The organism is Nonomuraea sp. NPDC001684 (assembly GCF_053596515.1).
In genome coordinates this window covers 16,752-32,872 of the sequence record NZ_JBSFGJ010000023.1, presented here as the reverse complement: position 1 = coordinate 32,872, position 16,121 = coordinate 16,752, and the positions used below count along the sequence as shown (strand labels likewise).

The following is a 16,121-nucleotide window of genomic DNA, read 5'->3' as shown; positions in this document are numbered from 1 at the left end:
TACTGTGCTTCTCATGAAGATCCTCGTGTTCGGCGCGACCGGAATGATCGGTCAGCGCATCGTCACCGAACTCACCGGCCGCGGCCACGACGTCACCGGCGTCAGCCGCTGCGGTCCCGTCAAGGGCGACGTCCACGACGCCGCCACGCTCGCCGAGGGCTACGACGCCGTCGTCTGCGCCATCGCCCCGCCGCGTGACGGCACCGAGCCCGAGCCGCCGTTCCTGGCCGCCAACCGCGCCCTCATCGACGGGCTGCGCGCCGCCGGGGTGAGCCGGGTGCTGGTCGTGGGCGGCGCGGGCAGCCTCAAGGCCGGCCCCGGCCTCGACCTGGTCGACACGCCCGGCTTCCCGGAGATCTACAAGAAGGAGGCCAGGGCCGCGCGGGCCGCGCTCGGGCTCTACCGGGAGGTGACCGACCTCGACTGGACCTACGTCTCACCGGCCGCCGAGATCGCGCCCGGCGAGCGCACCGGCGTCTACCGGATCGGCCGCGACGACCTGCTCAGCGACGCCGACGGCCGCAGCTTCATCACCGCCGAGGACTACGCGGTGGCGATCGCCGACGAGCTGGAGGAGCACGCCCACCCGCGCACCCGCATCACGGTCGCCTACTGATCGTCCTCGTCCGGGTCGTCGGGCAGCAGCGCCTTCTCGTCGGGCTTGTGCACCAGCACGTTGTCCACGTACGACTTCACCGCCGTGGCCAGCCCGACGTCGCCGCCCGCCGTCTCCGACAGGTACCAGCGGTGGTCGAGAATCTCGTGGAAGAGCTGCGCGGGCTCCAGCTTGCCGCGCAGCTCGGCGGGGATGCCGTCGACCGTCGGGTGGAACACCTCGGCGAGCCAGCGGTGGGCGACGATGGCCTCGTCCTCGTGGCGCAGGCCCTTGGCGACCCGGTAGCCGTCCAGGTCGTTGAGCAGCCGCCGCGCCTGGTTCTCCTCCACGTCGAGCCCGGTCAGCCTGATCAGCCGGCGCTGGTGGTGGCCGGCGTCCACCACCTTCGGCCGGACGATCAGGCGGCCGGTGCCGACCTTGCGCCGCACCATCATCTCGGCGACGTCGAAGCCGAGCAGGTTCAGGCGGCGGATGCGCTGCTCCACGCGGTGCCAGTCGACCTCGTCGATGATCTCGCTGTCGGTGATCTCGGCCCACAGGCGGTGGTAGCGGGTGACGATGTCCTCGGCGGTCTCCATGGGGTCGATCGACGGGTGCAGCAGCCCGCCGGCCTCCAGGTCGAGCATCTCGCCGAAGATGTTGGTGTGGGCGACGTCGATGTCGGTCAGCCGCTGGCCCTCGCTGATCATGGGGTGCATCTCGCCGGTCTCGGCGTCCACCAGGTAGGCCGCGAAGGCGCCGGCGTCCCGGCGGAAGAGCGTGTTGGACAGCGAGCAGTCGCCCCAGTAGAAGCCGTTCAGGTGCAGGCGCACCAGCAGCACGGCGAGCGCGTCGAGCAGGCGGGTGAGCGTGTCGGGGCGCAGGGTGCCGGACATCACGGCCCGGTAGGGGAGCGAGAACTGCAGGTGCCGGGTGATCAGCGCGGCGTCCAGGCCCTCGTCGCGGCCGGTCACGTACGCCACGGGCTCGACGGCCGGGGCGTCCAGCCTGGCCAGGTCCCACAGGAGCTGGTACTCGCGCCTGGCGTACCGCTCGCTGATCTCCTTGATCGCGTAGACCTTGCCGGAGAGCCGGGCGAACCGCACGACGTGGCGGGAGATGCCGCGCGGCAGATCGACCAGATGATGCTTGGGCCAGTCGGCCAGCGGGACGTCCCAGGGGAGCCGGATGAGGTCGGGGTCGCCTAGCGCGCCAGTGATCTGCAGGGGCATGAACGTCAGGATATGGTGCGTAGGTGGACGAGTTTCTCAACTGGTACTTTTCCGACCGTCCCGTCGTCGCCAGCCAATTGGGAGCCGACGGCTACGACCACACCCTCGGCGATTTCACCGCCTCCGCCTGGGAGAACAGAGCCCGGGAAGAGATCCGCTGGATCGACCGCCTCTCCGACGCCCCGGCCGACTCGCTCGACGACGCCATCGACAGAGACCTGGTCCTGTCCCAGCTGAGGGGCTCGGTCGCGCTCGAATCCTGGCCCGAGTGGCGGCGCAACCCGGGCCTGTACCTCTCGGCCGTCTTCGGGTCGCTGTTCAACGCCTTCCAGCAGCGGCTCAAGCCGGAGTCCGAACTGGTCGCCGCCGCGATCTCCCGCCTGGCCGAGGTGCCCGGCGTGCTGGCCGCCTGCCAGGCCAACCTGGACCCCGACCTCGCCGCGCCGCTGCTGGTCACGCGCGGGCTCAACCAGGCCCGTACGGGCCGCAACTTCCTCACCCGCACGCTCCCCGCGATGGTCGGCGACGAGACGCTGCGCGCCCGGCTGGCCGAGGCCGCCGGACCCGCCGCCGACGCGTTCGACGCGCTGGTGTCCTTCCTCGAAGGCTTCCAGTGCGGCGGCACCTGGCGGATGGGGGAGAAGCTCTACTCCACCCTGCTGCGCGAGCGCGAGATGCTCACGTACGGCGCCGCCGAACTGCACCAGAAGGGCAGGGCCGCCTGGGCCGACCTGGACGCCCGGATGCGCCGGGTCGCCCTCGGCATGACCGGCGCCGAGGACTGGCGGGCCGCCATGGAGTCCCTCATGGACGACCACCCGCCGACCCTGGCGGACATGCGGGCCGAGTACGAGGCCGAGACCAGGCGGGCCCGCGAGTTCGTCCGCGAGCGCGGGCTGGTCACCTTCCCCGAGGGGGAGGAGTGCGAGGTCCTGCCCTCGGCCGAGTACGCCCGCCCGGTGCTGTACGTCGCCCACTACCTGGCGCCGCCGCCGCTCAGCAGCTCGCGCACGGGCATCTTCTTCGTCCCCTACACCCCCGACGACTTCACCGAGGAGCAGGTGCGCCAGCGCCTGCGCACCAACGCGCGCGCCCAGATGCCCTCGATCGCCGTGCACGAGGCCTATCCCGGGCATCACTGGCACCTGTCGTACATGGCGGACAATCCGCGTACCGTCCGCAAGGTCTTCAGGACGCCGTACTTCACCGAGGGCTGGGCCCTGTACGTCGAGAAGGTGCTGCACGAGCAGGGCTACTTCGACACCCCCGCCACCGAGCTGGCCCACCTAGACTTCCGCCTCTTCCGCGCCGCCCGGATCATCGTGGACACCGCGCTGCACTGCGAGGACATGTCGATCGAGGAGGCCGAGACGTTCATGGCCACCAAGGCGTCGTTGTCGCCCGGCACCGCCCGGGGCGAGGTGAACCGCTACTGCGCCTGGCCGACGCAGGCGCCGTCGTACCTGACGGGGGCCATCGAGATCGACCGCATCCGGGAGTCGTTCACCGGGTCGCTGCGTGAGTTCCACGACCGGATCGCCGGCTCCGGCGGCCTGCCGCTGGGCCTGGCCGAACAGGCCGCCCTGGCCTGACCGGCCCGCTCGCGCTCCCCGGGCTAGCTCGGGCGGCGCGGGAACGCCGGCGGGTTGGCCGCGCGGTCCACGACGGCGGCGAGCTGCTCGTCGGTCAGGACCGCCGGCCTGCCCACGGCCAGCCCGCGCACGTAGACCTCGCACAGCCACTCCAGCAGGCGGGTGGCCTCGAACGCCTGCTCCATCGTCGCCCCGATGGTCACCCCGCCGTGGTTGGCCATCAGGGCGGCCTGCTTGCCCGCCAGCGCCGCCCGCACGTTGGCGGCCAGCTCGGGCGTGCCGTAGGTGGCGTACTCGGCGACCTTGACCACGCCGCCCAGCAGCAGCGCGTTGTAGTGGACCGGCGGGAGCTCGGTCATCGTCGTGGCCACGACCGTCCCGAACACCGAATGCGTGTGCACGATCGCCTGGGTGCCCGTCGCCTGGTAGACGGCCAGGTGCATGGGGGTCTCCGACGACGGCTGCAGCTCGCCCTCGACCAGGTGCCCCTCCAGGTCCACGATCGGGCACGCCTCCGGCGTCAGCCGGTCGAGCGCCACGCCGGAGGGGGTGACCGCCACCTGGTCGCCCCGGCGCACGCTCAGGTTGCCCGAGGTGCCGATGACCAGGCCCAGCTCGACGGCGCGCCTGCCGTACTCGCACAACTGCTCGCGGAGGCTCATGGGTGGGCACAGTAGTCGGTCGTCCGAAATACTTCCAGCCTTTTCAGAGGCGGTCGAGTGCCTGGAGCATGAGCCGTTCGAGGTCGACGCGGGTGAGCCGGCCCGGGTAGAGGAGCAGGTGCAGGCTGAGGCCGTCGACCAGGGCGAGCAGGTGCTCGGCGAGGTCGTCGAGGCTGCCGTCCGCGCGCACCTCGCCGGCCGCGCGGGCCTGGCCCAGCAGCTCCCGTACGGCGGCGCGCAGCTCGTCGGCCTCGGCCCGCTGGACCTCCGCCAGCCGGTCCGAGGCCAGGCTGCGGCTCCAGAAGCTGACCTCCAGCCGGCTCTCCTGGGTGCGCTCGGCGTCCAGCGGCAGGTTGTCCAGCAGCAGCTCGCGCAGGGCGGCCAGGCCCGTGACGCCCTCGACCTTACGCGTCAGCCGCTCCCTGATGCGCTGGTGCGACTGGCTCAGCGCCGAGAGCAGGATCTCGTCCTTGTCGGCGAAGTAGTGCGCGAGCACGCCGTTGGAGTAGCCGGCCTCCTTGGCGATGGCCCTGGTGGTGGCGGCGTCGATGCCGTCCCTGACGATCACCCTGCGGGCCGCCGACAGGACCTCGGCCCTGCGCTCATCGTGATCGACGATCTTCGGCATCGGGATCCCCCTCTTCTCGCGGCGACTCCCACCATATTGACTTTTTATTCGGACGTCTGTCTATTTTAGTCCATGACCGTCGCCACGGTCGGCGTGCACATCGTCGACATCCTCGCCAGGCCCGTCGAGCACATCCCCGAGGGCCAGGACACCGTACTCGTCGAGCAGATCCGCCTCACCGCCGCCGGCGCCGCCGCCGGAACGGCCGTGGACCTGGTCAAACTCGGCAACGACGTGATCACCATGGGCGCGATCGGGGACGACGAGCTCGGCGACTTCCTGGTGGCCGTCCTCACCAAACGCGGTGTGGACGCCTCCCGCCTGGTCCGCAGGGCCGGCGAGCAGACCGCCGCCTCGATCCTGCCCATCCGCCCCGACGGCGGCCGGCCCAGCTTCCACGTGCCCGGCGCCAACCTCGGCGTCACCCTCGCCGACCTGGACCCCGACGTGCTGCGCCGCGCCAGGGCGATCCACCTGGGCGGCATGGACGTCACCTTCGGCCTGGGCGACCCCGCCTTCTTCGCCCTCCTCGACGAGGTGCGCGCGACCGGCGCGATCGTCACGATGGACCTGCTGTCGGAGCTGCCCGACCTGCTGGCGATGGCCCGCGCGTTCCTGCCCCACGTGGACTACGTGCTGCCCAACGAGTCGCAGGCGCTGCTCATGACCGGCGACCCCGACGTGGCCACCGCCGCCGCGACCCTGCTCGCCGACGGCCCCAAGGGCGTGCTCGTCACCCTCGGCGCGGCCGGCAGCCTCGTGCTGACCTCCGGCGGCGGGCCCGAGCGGGTGCCGGCGCTGGAGACGGAGGTCGCCGACACGACCGGGTGCGGCGACGCGTACTGCGCCGGCTTCCTGACCGGCCTGCTGCACGGCCGCGACGTCGTCGAGGCCGCCCGCTGGGGCACCGCCGCGGCGGCCCGCGTGGCCACCGGGCTCGGCTCCGACGCCGGCCTCACCGACCTCGAATCCACCCTGAGGACTCTCGCATGACTGACGCCGAACTCCGCGAGCGCGCGCTGAAGGTCGTCCCCGGCGGCATGTACGGGCACCTCAACGCGGCCATCTTCGCCCCCGGCTACCCCCAGTTCTTCCAGCGCGGCGAGGGCTGCCGCCAGTGGGACGTGGACGGACGCGAGTACATCGACCTCATGTGCAGCTGGGGACCGGTCGTGCTCGGGCACCGGCACCCGCGCGTGGAGGAGGCCGCCGCGCGCCAGCTCGCGCTCGGCGACTGCCTCAACGGTCCAGGGCCGATCATGGTGGAGCTGGCCGAGCTGCTGGTCGACACCGTGCCGAGCGCCGACTGGGCGATGTTCTCCAAGAACGGCACCGACGCCACCACCCAGGCGCTCATGGTCGCCCGCGCCGCCACCGGGCGCACGAAGGTGCTGATGGCGCACGGCGCGTACCACGGCGCCGACCCCTGGTGCACGCCCTCGACCGCCGGCACCACCCCGAACGAGCGCGCCGACCTGGTCGAGTTCACCTACAACTCGCTGGAGTCCCTGGAGGCCGCCGCCGCCACCGTCGAGGGCGACGTCGCGGCGATCATCTGCACCCCCTTCAAGCACGACTCCTTCGAGGACCAGGAGCTGGTCGAACCCGCCTTCGCGCGCGGCGCCCGCGCCCTGGCCGACCGCATCGGGGCGGCCCTGGTGATCGACGACGTGCGGGCGGGGTTCCGGATCGACCTGCGGGGGTCGTGGGAGCCGTACGGGGTGCGTCCCGACCTGACCGCCTGGTCCAAGGCCATGGCCAACGGCTACCCGATCGCCGCCGTCACCGGCACCGACGCCCTGCGCGGCGCCGCCCAGACCCTCTACACGACCGGCTCCTTCTGGTTCTCGGCCGTGGCGATGGCCGCCGCCAAGGCCACCATCGAGACCCTGCGCGACACGGACGGCATCGCCGCCATGGAACGCGCCGGCACCCAGCTCAGGGAGGGCCTGTACGCCCAGGCCAAGTCCCACGGCTTCGTCGTGAACCAGACCGGCCCGGTGACCATCCCGTGGCTCAGCTTCGACGGCGACGCCGACCTGTCCACGGCCCTGTACTGGAGCGACGCCTGCCTGCGGCACGGGGTGTACCTGCACCCGTGGCACAACTGGTTCATGTCGGCGGCCCTGACGGAGCAGGACGTGGCCCGCGCCCTGGAAGCCACCGACCAAGCCTTCACCGAAACCCGCACCCACTTCGGCTGACCCTCACCCGAACGGCCCACCCGTTTGCCCGGTCACCGGGTGGGCCTGCGGAACCCCACCCCGGACGGCGCCTTCGCCGCCCTTGGGCCCACCCGTTGCCCGGTTACCGGCTGGGCGTGCCGGACCCCGCCCGGACCCTGAACGGCACCTATGACGGGCTTGACCCACCCTGTTGTCCGGGTATCGGGATGGGCGTGTGAGGACCCCGCCGCGAACGGCGCTTTCGGCTCCCATGGTGGGTCACCAGAGGTGAGCCTTGGGAGTCCCGCTGCGAACGGCTCTCTGGCCTCTCAGGCGCTCCCGTGGCGCCCCTTCGGCCGCGTGCTTCCCCACCCCCGGTAGCGTCGCATCCGGCTCGCAGCCCCGCGACGAGCGCTCCTCTATCGAGGATGGTCACACTACGCGCTCGCCGTGTGACAATAAGTGTCATGCCGTCCCCCCGACATGACGCTCTCAGACAGATGTTCGCCGACCGGCCTCAAGTGGCGGTGGAGATCCTGCGTGACCTGATGGGCGTCGACCTGCCCTCCACGTCGCTGGTCCGGCAGGAGGACCGCCTGTTCAACACCCGGCCTTCCGACGACATCGAGCCGGACCTCGGCATCGTGCTCGGCCCGCCGCAGAGCCCCGCGCACGCCATCATCGTGGAGATCCAGCAGGACAAGTCCAAAGACCCCCGGCAACTGGCCCGTTACGCCGCCGCGCAGTGGCTGATGCTGCGCTGCGACGTGACAGTCCTGGTCGTCTGTCCGGACCGGGGAGCCGCCGCCTACTACTCCCGGCCGATCGACACCGGGCTTACCGGCTACCGCCTCCAGGCGTACGTGCTGGGCCCGGACGACGTACCGGCGATCACCGACCCGCAAGAGGCCGCCGCTCACCTCGAACTCGCGGTCATGTCCGTCATGATCCACGGGCGTGAGCGGAAGGTCATCGAGGCGTTCGCGACGGCGCTGGCGGAAACCGTCGGCGATCACGCTGCGAAGTACAGTGAATACGCGTGCAGTATGTCCGCACCCGAGGTCAAATTCATCTTGGAGGAGATCATGGCGTCCACCGACTGGCCGGGCCACAGCCGCTTCGCCCACCAACACTTCGGCAGGGGCCACGCAGTGGGCCACGCACAGGGCAGCCACGAGACCGCACGGAGAATCGTGCTGTATCTGCTGGACGCGCGTGGCATCGATGTCCCCCAGGACGTTCGCGCGCGCGTCGACGCCTGTACCGACGTCGACCTGCTCATGCACTGGACCGTTCGCGCGAGCAGTGTTCAGTCCGCCCGCGACCTGTTCGACGATTCGGACGGCTGACGCACTTGGCGCCGGGCACTCAGGTGCACCCGGTCCAGGTTCTGATCGTCCTGTCTGCTGGTTCAGCAGCAGATCTTGACTGTGCTCGGGATGACGGGGTGCCGGAGCGTGGCGACGTGCCGGACACCCGGAGGCCGGCTGAGGGCACATGATCAGTCTCGGTGCGACCCCGTTCACGACAATCGGCGTTCGAGAGGAGACCATGACGTCCATCAACTGGCCGGTGTACCGCCCTTCCGTTCGCGAGGCGTACAAGCAGCGCCGCACGGTGGCTGACTGGGCGCCCGAATGGATGCTCGGCTTGCTGGCGTTCATGGCGGGCTACAAGGAGGGCTACGGAGAGAACTACAAGGAGGAATACGAGGATCACGCTCGGCTGGCTGGCATGAAATGTGTGCTCAAGTGCTTGCTGACCGAGCGTGGGATCGAGGTGCCGGACGACGTCCGTGAGCGGATCGATGCCTGCACCGAGGTCGACCACCTCGTGGCCTGGACCGTCCGCGCGAACGCCGGACGATCTCTCCAGCAGGTCTTCTCCTGACGGCCGGGATCACGGCCGGGCGACGGGCGGCGGCGTGATCCTGTAGAGCCCGTCGCCGGAGCCGGAGGCCGGGACGGCCAGGACGAGGGCGGTCGCCGGGAACAGCGGGGACGGCAGCCCGTCGTACGGGAACCACTGCCATGAACGGAAGACGTGCGGCTCGGTCACCGCCGGAGCGTCGGCGCCCCGGAGCATGGCGACCGCCGCCGTCACCCGTACGGCTCCCTCAGGGTGGTCCAGGGCCACGCCGGTGACGACCGGCGGTCCGGCGTCGCGGATGCCGGTCTCCTCGGCCAGTTCGCGGACGGCCGCCGCCTCGAAGGTCTCGCCGGGCTCCACCGCCCCGCCGGGCAGGCACCACGACAGGGGCTCGCCCGCCTTCACCCGCTCGCCGAGCAGCACGCGCCCGTCCGGGTCCGTGAGCAGCACGCCGACGCCTACGATGCGATTCACCGTCAAAACCGACTCCTCCCGCCAAGAGCTGTAATGCTGCCAAAAATCCGGACATGGGGTGAGTGTTGTTGATGCTCACGTAAGGAGACCGGATGGGAGCCGATCCCGAGAGCCGGTTCGAGGAGATCTATGCATTCTCCTACAGACCCCTGCTCGGCTACGCGCTGCGCCGCTGCCCCGACCCCGACGACGCGGCCGACGTGGTGGCCGAGACGTTCATGATCGCGTGGCGGCGCATCGAGGAGGTGCCGAGCGGGGAGGAGGCCCGGCTCTGGCTGTACGGCGTGGCCAGGAAGGTGCTGGCCAACCACCGGCGCGGTGAGCGCCGCCACGAGCGGCGCACCGAGGCGTTACGGGCGGAACTGGCCGCCGCGCCCGTGGTCGCCGGGCCGTCCGTCGAGGACCTGTCGCCGCTGGCCCGGGCGTTCAAGACGCTCTCCGACGACGACCGGGAGCTGCTCGCCCTGGTCGCCTGGGAGAAGCTGGACACGGGCCAGATCGCCACCGCCCTCGGCATCACCCGCAACGCCGTACGGGTCCGCCTGTACCGGGCCCGCCGGCGCTTCGCCCGCCGCCTGACCGAGGCCGGGGTCGAGCGCACACAGGCCGTCGCCCTCGAAGGGAGCCCGTTGTGAACATCCCAGATCCCGCGAGCGGGCACGACAAGGAGTCCGTTGTGAACATCGCCGATCTCGCCCGGGTGCGCGACGAGGAGCTGGCGGGCGTGCCCGCCGGGCAGGCGTCCGGCGCGGGGGCGCGGGCGCTCATGAAGTCGATCACCTTCGAGCCGATCACCTCCGAGCCGATCATTGCCGGGGAGCGCGAGCTCGTCGCGCGCCCGCGCCGCAGGGCGCCGCGCAAGATGTTCCTGCTGGGGGCGGTGGCGGCCGGGCTGGCCGCCGTGCTCGCCGTCACGCTGCCGATCTTCGGCCCGGTCACCGAGTACGCCAACGCCGCCGTCACCGTCAAGACCGGCGACGACTACATCGACGTCGTCATCACCGACCCCGAGGCGGAGGCGGCGGCCTACACCGAGGCGTTCAGGGCCGTCGGCCTGGACGCCACGGTGAAGAAGATCCCGGTCGCGCCCGAGTACGCGGGCATGCTGTTCGGCCCCGCCACCCCCGGGAACTTCCCGCCGGGGACCGGCGTGACCGTTCGCGGCGTCGAGAACTGCGCGTCGGTGTGGTGCGGCACGATCTCCATGCCGACCGGGTACAAGGGCAAGGTCGTCATCGGGATCGGCCGCCCGGCCGAGCCCGGCGAGCGGTATGCCGCGATGGCGCCGAGCACGGTGGGTGTGGCCGCCGACGGCGTGGCCGGCGTCAAGCTCGTGGGCAAGCCCGTCTCGCACGCCAGGGCCGAGCTGTCGCGCCGCGGCCTCAAGATCGAGTACGTGGTGATGTGGCAGAACCCCGACGGCAGCGGCAGCGGTTACGACGTGGCCGCGGAGCACGTCAAGGACGACTGGATCGTCGACAGCGTGATGAAGGTCGCCTCGGACACGGTCAGGGTGGACGCCGTGGCCTCCGCCGACGTCCCCAAGGACTCCCTTCCGCGGGCCGACCGGCCACAGGAGGGCTGGACCGGTCCCTGAGTCCGTGAACCCCGGCACCGGTCCCGCGGGCGCCTATGCGCCTTCGGGGGGTGCCGGGGTTCCCCGGTCCGCCCGGGCCGAGGATTCCGTGGCGGCCCAGGTGAAAATGCCCTTCGTCATCAATGACTGTTCGCCGGCCGCCCGGGCGGCGAAAACCTGGGCCCTGACCCGGTGTACTCCCGAGTCGTCAGGAGCGGCGAGCGCGGCCATTTCCGCGAGATGTCCGGCGAGCCGCTCGTCGCCCTCGGAAAGGGCTTTGAGCGCCGCGTCGGCGAGCGCGTGCGGCCCGCCCGCGAGTTCCGCCACGGATTTGGCCAGCACCGCCTCGGCGGCCGGTTTGAGATTGGCCGGATTGCCGTCGTACCAGCCGCCGTAAAGGCGCCAGAGATTCCGTACGACGAATTCCGGCTCGTCATAGCGGGCCCGCAGATAGGGCCGGTCGGAATGGCGCTCGGAAGGTTTCACCGAATGCACGATCTCGTCGAGCCGGGCGCCCGCGTTGAGCAGGTCGAGCGTCTGCGTGATGATCGACTCCAGCCATTCGGCCGTCTCCAGCAGCGCCTGCCGCACGCGGTCGGCGCCGAAGACCGGCGCGCCGTGGCTGGGCAGCATGATCTCGGCGTCGAGGGCCGCCATCCGGCGCAGCGCGTGCACCCACTCGCGCGGGTAACGCTGCACCTTCTGGGGGTTGCCGCAGTTGGGCGTCACCCAGATGAACAGGTCGCCGGGCAGCAGCAGCCGGTGCTCGCGCACGTAGCCGACGGTGGCGTCGTCGGTCTCGCCCTTGGCGTGCAGCAGGTCGAAGGTCAGCCCGCCGCGCCGTACGGTCAGCGCGTCGGTGTAGGTGACGTCGGGCCGCCGGTAGTCGGCGGGCCAGCGCAGGCGGGTGTTCTGGAACTGCCGCTGGTTGATCACCGTGTTGTAACCATTTGTCAGCAGGTAGCGGTCGAACCGATCGATCACCGCCTGATGGGCGTAAACCGTGGCCCGAGGGCCCGACTCCTCGAACGGTCCCGTGCCGAAGACGTGGTCGATGTGCCCGTGCGAGTAGAACGCGGTGGTCAGCGGCGCCCGGGACCAGCGGCGGACGTCCTCGTGCAGGCGTCCGGCGGCCCACGGCCCGCCGGTGTCGAAGAGCAGCAGCTCGCCCTCGGTCTCGAAGGCGATGGCGTTGCCGAACCCGGCCCACCAGCCCACGCCTTCCGTCACGGTCTGGACGCCCTTGCCCTCCATGCCGGTGTCCACGATGCTGTCGTCAGACTCGCCGCGCCACACCCGGTCCGCGTACTCGATAATCATGTGACCCACCCTGCTTCTAGAACGTCGTTCTAGGCAAGGGATCACGGCAAGGTCACGTCTCGATTGCGCCCCCTTGACGCGTGTCGGCGGGCGTTCGTACGTTCGGGCAAACGTTTAGGAAACTTTCCTAACTGAATCCTCTTCGGGAGCCCCCATGACCCACCCGGGCGAGATCACTCGGCGTCAGCTGCTCCGCCGCATCGGCCTGACCGCGCTCGTGGCCGGGCCCGGCGCGAGCCTGCTGAGCGCCTGCGCGACCAGCGGCGGTGGCGGCGACCAGCCCTCGGCGGCGCCCGCCACGTCGATCGCGGCGTCGGCGGACCCCAAGAACCCCTTCGGCGTCGACGTCAAGAAGCCGCTCGAAGTGGTCATCTTCAGCGGCGGCTACGGCGACTCCTACGCCAAGGACCTGCACGAAGAGCTGTACAAGAAGGCCCACGCCGGCGTCACGGTCAAGCACACCGCCACCCAGCAGATCGGCACCCAGCTCCGGCCGCGCATCGTCGGCAACGACATGCCCGACGTGATCAACAACTCCGGCCCCGAGGCGCTCGACCTGGCCGCGCTGGCCGCCGAGGGCCACCTGGCCGACCTGACCCCGCTCTACGACGCGCCCTCCTTCGACGACCCGTCCAAGAAGGTCCGCGACACGATCACGCCCCTCGTGCTGCAGAACGGCAAGCTCGACGGCAAGGACCTGGTGCTCAACTACACCGTCTCCCACCGGGCGCTGTGGTACAACGCCAAGCTGTTCGCCGCCAAGGGCTGGAGCGTGCCGAAGACCTGGGCCGAGTTCACCGCGCTCGGCGAGACGGCCAAGAAGGAAGGCGTCGTGCTCTTCGCCTATCCCGGCAAGAAGGGCCCGTACTACCAGCTCTGGAACGTCCTCTACACGGCCGCCAAGATCGGCGGCAACCAGGTCATCATCGACATCGACAACCTCGTCGACAACGCCTGGAAGAGCGAGGCGGTCAAGCAGGCGGTCACCGCCTGGCTGGACGTCCAGCAGAAGTACGGCGACAAGGCGTACCTGGGCCTCGACCACACCCAGACCCAGGTCAAGCAGCTGCAGAACAAGGTGCTGTTCTACCCGTGCGGCTCCTGGCTGGAGAACGAGATGACCAAGGACATCCCGCTCGACTTCGAGTACGCCCTGGCCCCCATCCCCGACGTCACCGCCTCCGACAAGATGCCCTACGGCGCGATCCAGGTCGGCGTGGGCGAGAACTTCGTCGTCGCGGCGAAGGGCAAGAACCCGCAGGGCGGCCTGGAGTACCTGCGGATCATGTTGTCGAAGGAGGGCGCGGCGGGCTTCACCAAGAAGACCAACAACCTCACGGTGGTGACCGGCGCCGCCGACAGCTCCGAGTTCCCGCCCGGCCTGGTCAGCGCAGCCAAGGCGCAGGAGGCGGCCGGCGAGAACATCATCACCGACGCCCGGTTCGAGGGCTGGTACAAGGAGCTGTTCGACTACGGCTGGGAGCAGACCAACGTCCTGATGTCCGGCCGCATCACCCCCGACGAGTTCTGCGAGCGCATGCAGAAGAAGGCCGACGACGTCAAGAAGGACGACTCCGTCACCAAGCAGACGCGGAGCGCCTGAGCACATGGAGCGGTTGCGCAAGTACGGATTCGTCATCGGGTTCCTGGCCGTCCCGGTCACGCTTTACACGGTCTTCGTGATCAGCCCATATGTGCAGGCTTTCCAGCTCTCGCTGACGAGCTGGAACGGCGTCAGCTCGGTCGTCCGATACGTGGGGCTGGACAATTTCGGCCGGTTGTTCGAGGACGACAATTTCTGGCAGGCCCTGCGCAATCACGGAATTCTCCTGCTGGTGCTGCCGCTCCTGACGATCGTCATCGCATTGTTCCTGTCGTTCCTGCTGAATCTCGGCGGCGGCACCCGCGGCGCGGGAATGCGCGGGGTGTGGGGGTCGAATTTCTACCGGGTGGTGTTCTTCTTCCCCCAGGTTCTCGCCGTGGCCGTGGTCGGCGTGCTGTTCCAGGCCATCTACCGTCCCGACGAGGACGGCGTGATCAACGGCACGCTGGCCAGGCTCGGGCTGTCCGAGCCGATCGGCTGGCTCACCGAGCCGGGCCTCGCGCTCTGGTCGATCATCGCGGTGATGGTCTGGCAGGCGGTCGGCTTCTACGTGGTGCTGTTCTCCGCGGGCATGGCCGCCATCCCCAAGGACTACTTCGAGGCCGCCTCGATCGACGGGGCCGGCCGGGTGCGGCTGTTCTTCTCCATCACGCTGCCGCTGCTGCGCGACACCCTCCAGGTCGGCTGGATCTACCTGGGGATCGCCGCCTTCGACGGCTTCGCGCTGATCCAGGTGCTGGCGGGCGACCGGGGCGAGCCCGACGGGGCCACCACCATCCTGCCCATCACCATCTACAAGACCGCCTTCGACTACCACAAGGTCGGCTACGCCTCGGCGATGGGCGTGGTGCTGTTCTTCCTGACCGTGACGTTCGCCGTGCTGACGCTCCGCACGACCAGGCGTGAAAGGGTTGAGCTCTGATGGCTTCGCGTGGAGCGGGCAGGCCGCGGCCCGGCGTGCTGAGCGGGCTCTCCCATGTCGCCCTGGCCGTCTGGGCCCTGCTGATCATCCTGCCGCTGTTGTGGACGTTCCTGGCCTCGTTCAAGAGCAACACCGAGATCTTCGGCGACCCGCTCCAGCTCCCCGGGGCGCTGCGGCTGGACGCCTGGGGCCGGGCCTGGGACAAGGCGCACGTCGGGCAGTACATGCTCAACACGGTCATCGTCGTGTTCTTCGGCACGGCGGGCACGATGTTGTTCGGCTCGATGGCGGCGTACGTGCTGGCCCGCTACAAGTTCCTCGGCGGCAAGCTGATCTACTACTACTTCGTCGCCGGGCTCGCCTTCCCCATCTTCCTGGCGCTCGGGCCGCTGTTCTTCGTCGTCAAGCAGTTCGGGCTGCTCGACTCGCACATCGGCCTGATCATCGTCTACATCGCGTACTCGCTGCCCTTCACGATCTTCTTCCTGGCCGCGTTCTTCCGCACCCTGCCCGAGGCGGTCGCCGAGGCGGCGCTGATCGACGGCGCCTCGCACACCAGGACGTTCTTCCAGATCATGGTGCCGATGGCCAAGCCCGGCCTGGTCAGCATCACGATCTTCAACGTGCTGGGGCAATGGAACCAGTACCTGCTGCCCCTGGCGCTCATGGGCGGCGCGCCGGACAAGTGGCCGCTCACGCTCGGCATCGCCAGGATCTCCACCAGGGCCGGCTACGAGGCGGACTGGCCGGGCCTGTTCGCCGCGCTCAGCATGACGATCCTGCCGGTGATGGTGGTCTACATCATCTTCCAGCGGCAGATCCAGTCCGGGCTCAGCTCGGGGGCGCTGAAGTGAGTTTCGCCGAACACGGCGTGTAGCCGTACGGCTACTCATTAGAGTGGGGGACCTTCCGCCAGACACCCGGGGGGTCCCTCATGCGCGTGCCCGCACTTCTGCTCGTCCTGTTCACGGCCGCCGCCTGCGCCGGGCCGCCGGCGCCGCTCCAGGAGGTCACCAAGCCGAGCCCGCCGGGCGTGCCGGAGCTGAGCGGCGGCGGTGAGTTCACCTCCGGCGACACCGCGGCGATCGCCTACGACCGCCGCCTGGCCCCGGAGGGCGCGCAGGCCAGCCTCACGGCCGAGTCCACCGGCGGCGAGACCCGCACCTCGCTGGTCGTGGAGGGCTTCCTGCCCCGCCACCACTACGGCGCCCACCTGCACACCGCGCCCTGCGGCGCCGACCCCGACGCCGCGGGCGGCCATTACCAGCACAACCCCGGCCACGCCGACCCGGCCAGCGAGATCTGGCTCGACGTCACCACCGACGGGTCGGGCGCGGGCCGTTCGACGGCCCGCCATCCCTGGAGTCTCGACCCCGCCGCCCTGCCGAAGTCGCTGGTCATCCACGCCAAGGCCACGAAGAAGAGCGGCGCCCACGCGGGCGAGGCGGGCCCTCGGGTGGCCTGCCTGACGCTGCACTAGCCG

Annotated in this window: 17 protein-coding genes; 12 read left to right on the top strand and 5 right to left on the bottom strand. The window is 70.2% G+C overall.

Annotation, left to right across the window (positions count from 1 at the left end; translation table 11 throughout):
- Nucleotides 1-13: 13 nt before the first annotated feature.
- Nucleotides 14-616 carry an NAD(P)-dependent oxidoreductase gene (locus ACWCSD_RS07620; protein ID WP_449913576.1) on the top strand — a complete coding sequence of 201 codons (603 nt, stop codon included), beginning with the start codon at nt 14-16 and terminating at the stop codon, nt 614-616.
- Here the strand turns inward: ACWCSD_RS07620 and ACWCSD_RS07615 are convergent.
- Entirely contained in the window at nt 610-1,827 is a 1,218-nt protein-coding gene (locus ACWCSD_RS07615; protein WP_387670792.1) for a DUF4032 domain-containing protein, read from the bottom strand. The genes ACWCSD_RS07620 and ACWCSD_RS07615 overlap by 7 nt on opposite strands.
- Before the next feature lie 23 nt (nt 1,828-1,850).
- Between ACWCSD_RS07615 and ACWCSD_RS07610 the strand changes: the two genes are divergently transcribed.
- The gene (locus tag ACWCSD_RS07610; protein ID WP_397166059.1) at nt 1,851-3,419 is read left to right on the top strand and encodes a DUF885 domain-containing protein; all 1,569 of its coding nucleotides are present in this window, start codon (nt 1,851-1,853) and stop codon (nt 3,417-3,419) included.
- 23 nt (nt 3,420-3,442) lie between these two features.
- Here the strand turns inward: ACWCSD_RS07610 and ACWCSD_RS07605 are convergent, their stop codons facing one another.
- The gene (locus tag ACWCSD_RS07605) at nt 3,443-4,081 is read right to left on the bottom strand and encodes a class II aldolase/adducin family protein (protein ID WP_387670789.1); all 639 of its coding nucleotides are present in this window, start codon (nt 4,079-4,081) and stop codon (nt 3,443-3,445) included.
- A gap of 43 nt (nt 4,082-4,124) precedes the next feature.
- Nucleotides 4,125-4,709, bottom strand: a complete 585-nt coding sequence (locus ACWCSD_RS07600; protein ID WP_357998699.1) for a TetR/AcrR family transcriptional regulator — start codon at nt 4,707-4,709, stop codon at nt 4,125-4,127.
- A 72-nt stretch (nt 4,710-4,781) separates the two neighbouring features.
- Here ACWCSD_RS07600 and ACWCSD_RS07595 point away from each other — a divergent pair, with 72 nt between their 5' ends.
- The 4 genes from ACWCSD_RS07595 to ACWCSD_RS07580 all read left to right on the top strand — a co-directional run bounded on the left by ACWCSD_RS07595 (nt 4,782) and on the right by ACWCSD_RS07580 (nt 8,764).
- Nucleotides 4,782-5,702 carry a carbohydrate kinase family protein gene (locus ACWCSD_RS07595; protein WP_449913572.1) on the top strand — a complete coding sequence of 307 codons (921 nt, stop codon included), beginning with the start codon at nt 4,782-4,784 and terminating at the stop codon, nt 5,700-5,702.
- On the top strand, nt 5,699-6,913 hold the full coding sequence (locus ACWCSD_RS07590; RefSeq protein ID WP_397166057.1) for an aminotransferase class III-fold pyridoxal phosphate-dependent enzyme: 1,215 nt from the start codon (nt 5,699-5,701) through the stop codon (nt 6,911-6,913). The genes ACWCSD_RS07595 and ACWCSD_RS07590 overlap by 4 nt, the downstream gene beginning before the upstream one ends.
- A gap of 461 nt (nt 6,914-7,374) precedes the next feature.
- A complete protein-coding gene (locus tag ACWCSD_RS07585) occupies nt 7,375-8,223 on the top strand; it encodes a hypothetical protein (protein WP_449913571.1) in 849 nt (282 codons plus the stop codon).
- Between the two features lie 202 nt (nt 8,224-8,425).
- On the top strand, nt 8,426-8,764 hold the full coding sequence (locus ACWCSD_RS07580; RefSeq protein WP_449913569.1) for a hypothetical protein: 339 nt from the start codon (nt 8,426-8,428) through the stop codon (nt 8,762-8,764).
- Between the two features lie 9 nt (nt 8,765-8,773).
- On the opposite strand, the gene ACWCSD_RS07575 is transcribed toward ACWCSD_RS07580, so the two are convergent.
- Nucleotides 8,774-9,217 (bottom strand): NUDIX hydrolase, encoded by a 444-nt coding sequence (locus tag ACWCSD_RS07575; protein WP_397166051.1) that lies wholly within the window; start codon nt 9,215-9,217, stop codon nt 8,774-8,776.
- 92 nt (nt 9,218-9,309) lie between these two features.
- On the opposite strand from ACWCSD_RS07575, the gene ACWCSD_RS07570 reads away from it, so the two are divergent.
- Both ACWCSD_RS07570 and ACWCSD_RS07565 read left to right on the top strand, forming a co-directional pair.
- Nucleotides 9,310-9,852 (top strand): RNA polymerase sigma factor, encoded by a 543-nt coding sequence (locus ACWCSD_RS07570; protein ID WP_358288148.1) that lies wholly within the window; start codon nt 9,310-9,312, stop codon nt 9,850-9,852.
- Nucleotides 9,849-10,814 carry a hypothetical protein gene (locus tag ACWCSD_RS07565; protein ID WP_397166049.1) on the top strand — a complete coding sequence of 322 codons (966 nt, stop codon included), beginning with the start codon at nt 9,849-9,851 and terminating at the stop codon, nt 10,812-10,814. The genes ACWCSD_RS07570 and ACWCSD_RS07565 overlap by 4 nt, the downstream gene beginning before the upstream one ends.
- Before the next feature lie 33 nt (nt 10,815-10,847).
- On the opposite strand, the gene ACWCSD_RS07560 is transcribed toward ACWCSD_RS07565, so the two are convergent.
- Nucleotides 10,848-12,113, bottom strand: coding sequence for an alkyl sulfatase dimerization domain-containing protein (locus ACWCSD_RS07560; RefSeq protein ID WP_397166048.1), 1,266 nt, complete (start codon nt 12,111-12,113; stop codon nt 10,848-10,850).
- Nucleotides 12,114-12,267: 154 nt separating this feature from the next.
- On the opposite strand from ACWCSD_RS07560, the gene ngcE reads away from it, so the two are divergent.
- The 4 genes from ngcE (at nt 12,268) to ACWCSD_RS07540 (ending at nt 16,118) form a co-directional block, all read left to right on the top strand.
- A complete protein-coding gene (gene ngcE, locus ACWCSD_RS07555; RefSeq protein WP_358288139.1) occupies nt 12,268-13,716 on the top strand; it encodes an N-acetylglucosamine/diacetylchitobiose ABC transporter substrate-binding protein in 1,449 nt (482 codons plus the stop codon).
- A 4-nt stretch (nt 13,717-13,720) separates the two neighbouring features.
- Complete coding sequence (locus ACWCSD_RS07550) at nt 13,721-14,638, top strand: carbohydrate ABC transporter permease (RefSeq protein ID WP_352352001.1); 918 nt, start codon at nt 13,721-13,723, stop codon at nt 14,636-14,638.
- Nucleotides 14,638-15,492: a carbohydrate ABC transporter permease gene (locus tag ACWCSD_RS07545; RefSeq protein ID WP_352326101.1), complete on the top strand. Its 855-nt coding sequence runs from the start codon at nt 14,638-14,640 to the stop codon at nt 15,490-15,492. Before ACWCSD_RS07550 ends, ACWCSD_RS07545 begins: the two co-directional genes overlap by 1 nt.
- A gap of 86 nt (nt 15,493-15,578) precedes the next feature.
- Nucleotides 15,579-16,118 carry a superoxide dismutase family protein gene (locus ACWCSD_RS07540; RefSeq protein ID WP_397166044.1) on the top strand — a complete coding sequence of 180 codons (540 nt, stop codon included), beginning with the start codon at nt 15,579-15,581 and terminating at the stop codon, nt 16,116-16,118.
- Nucleotides 16,119-16,121: the final 3 nt, after the last annotated feature.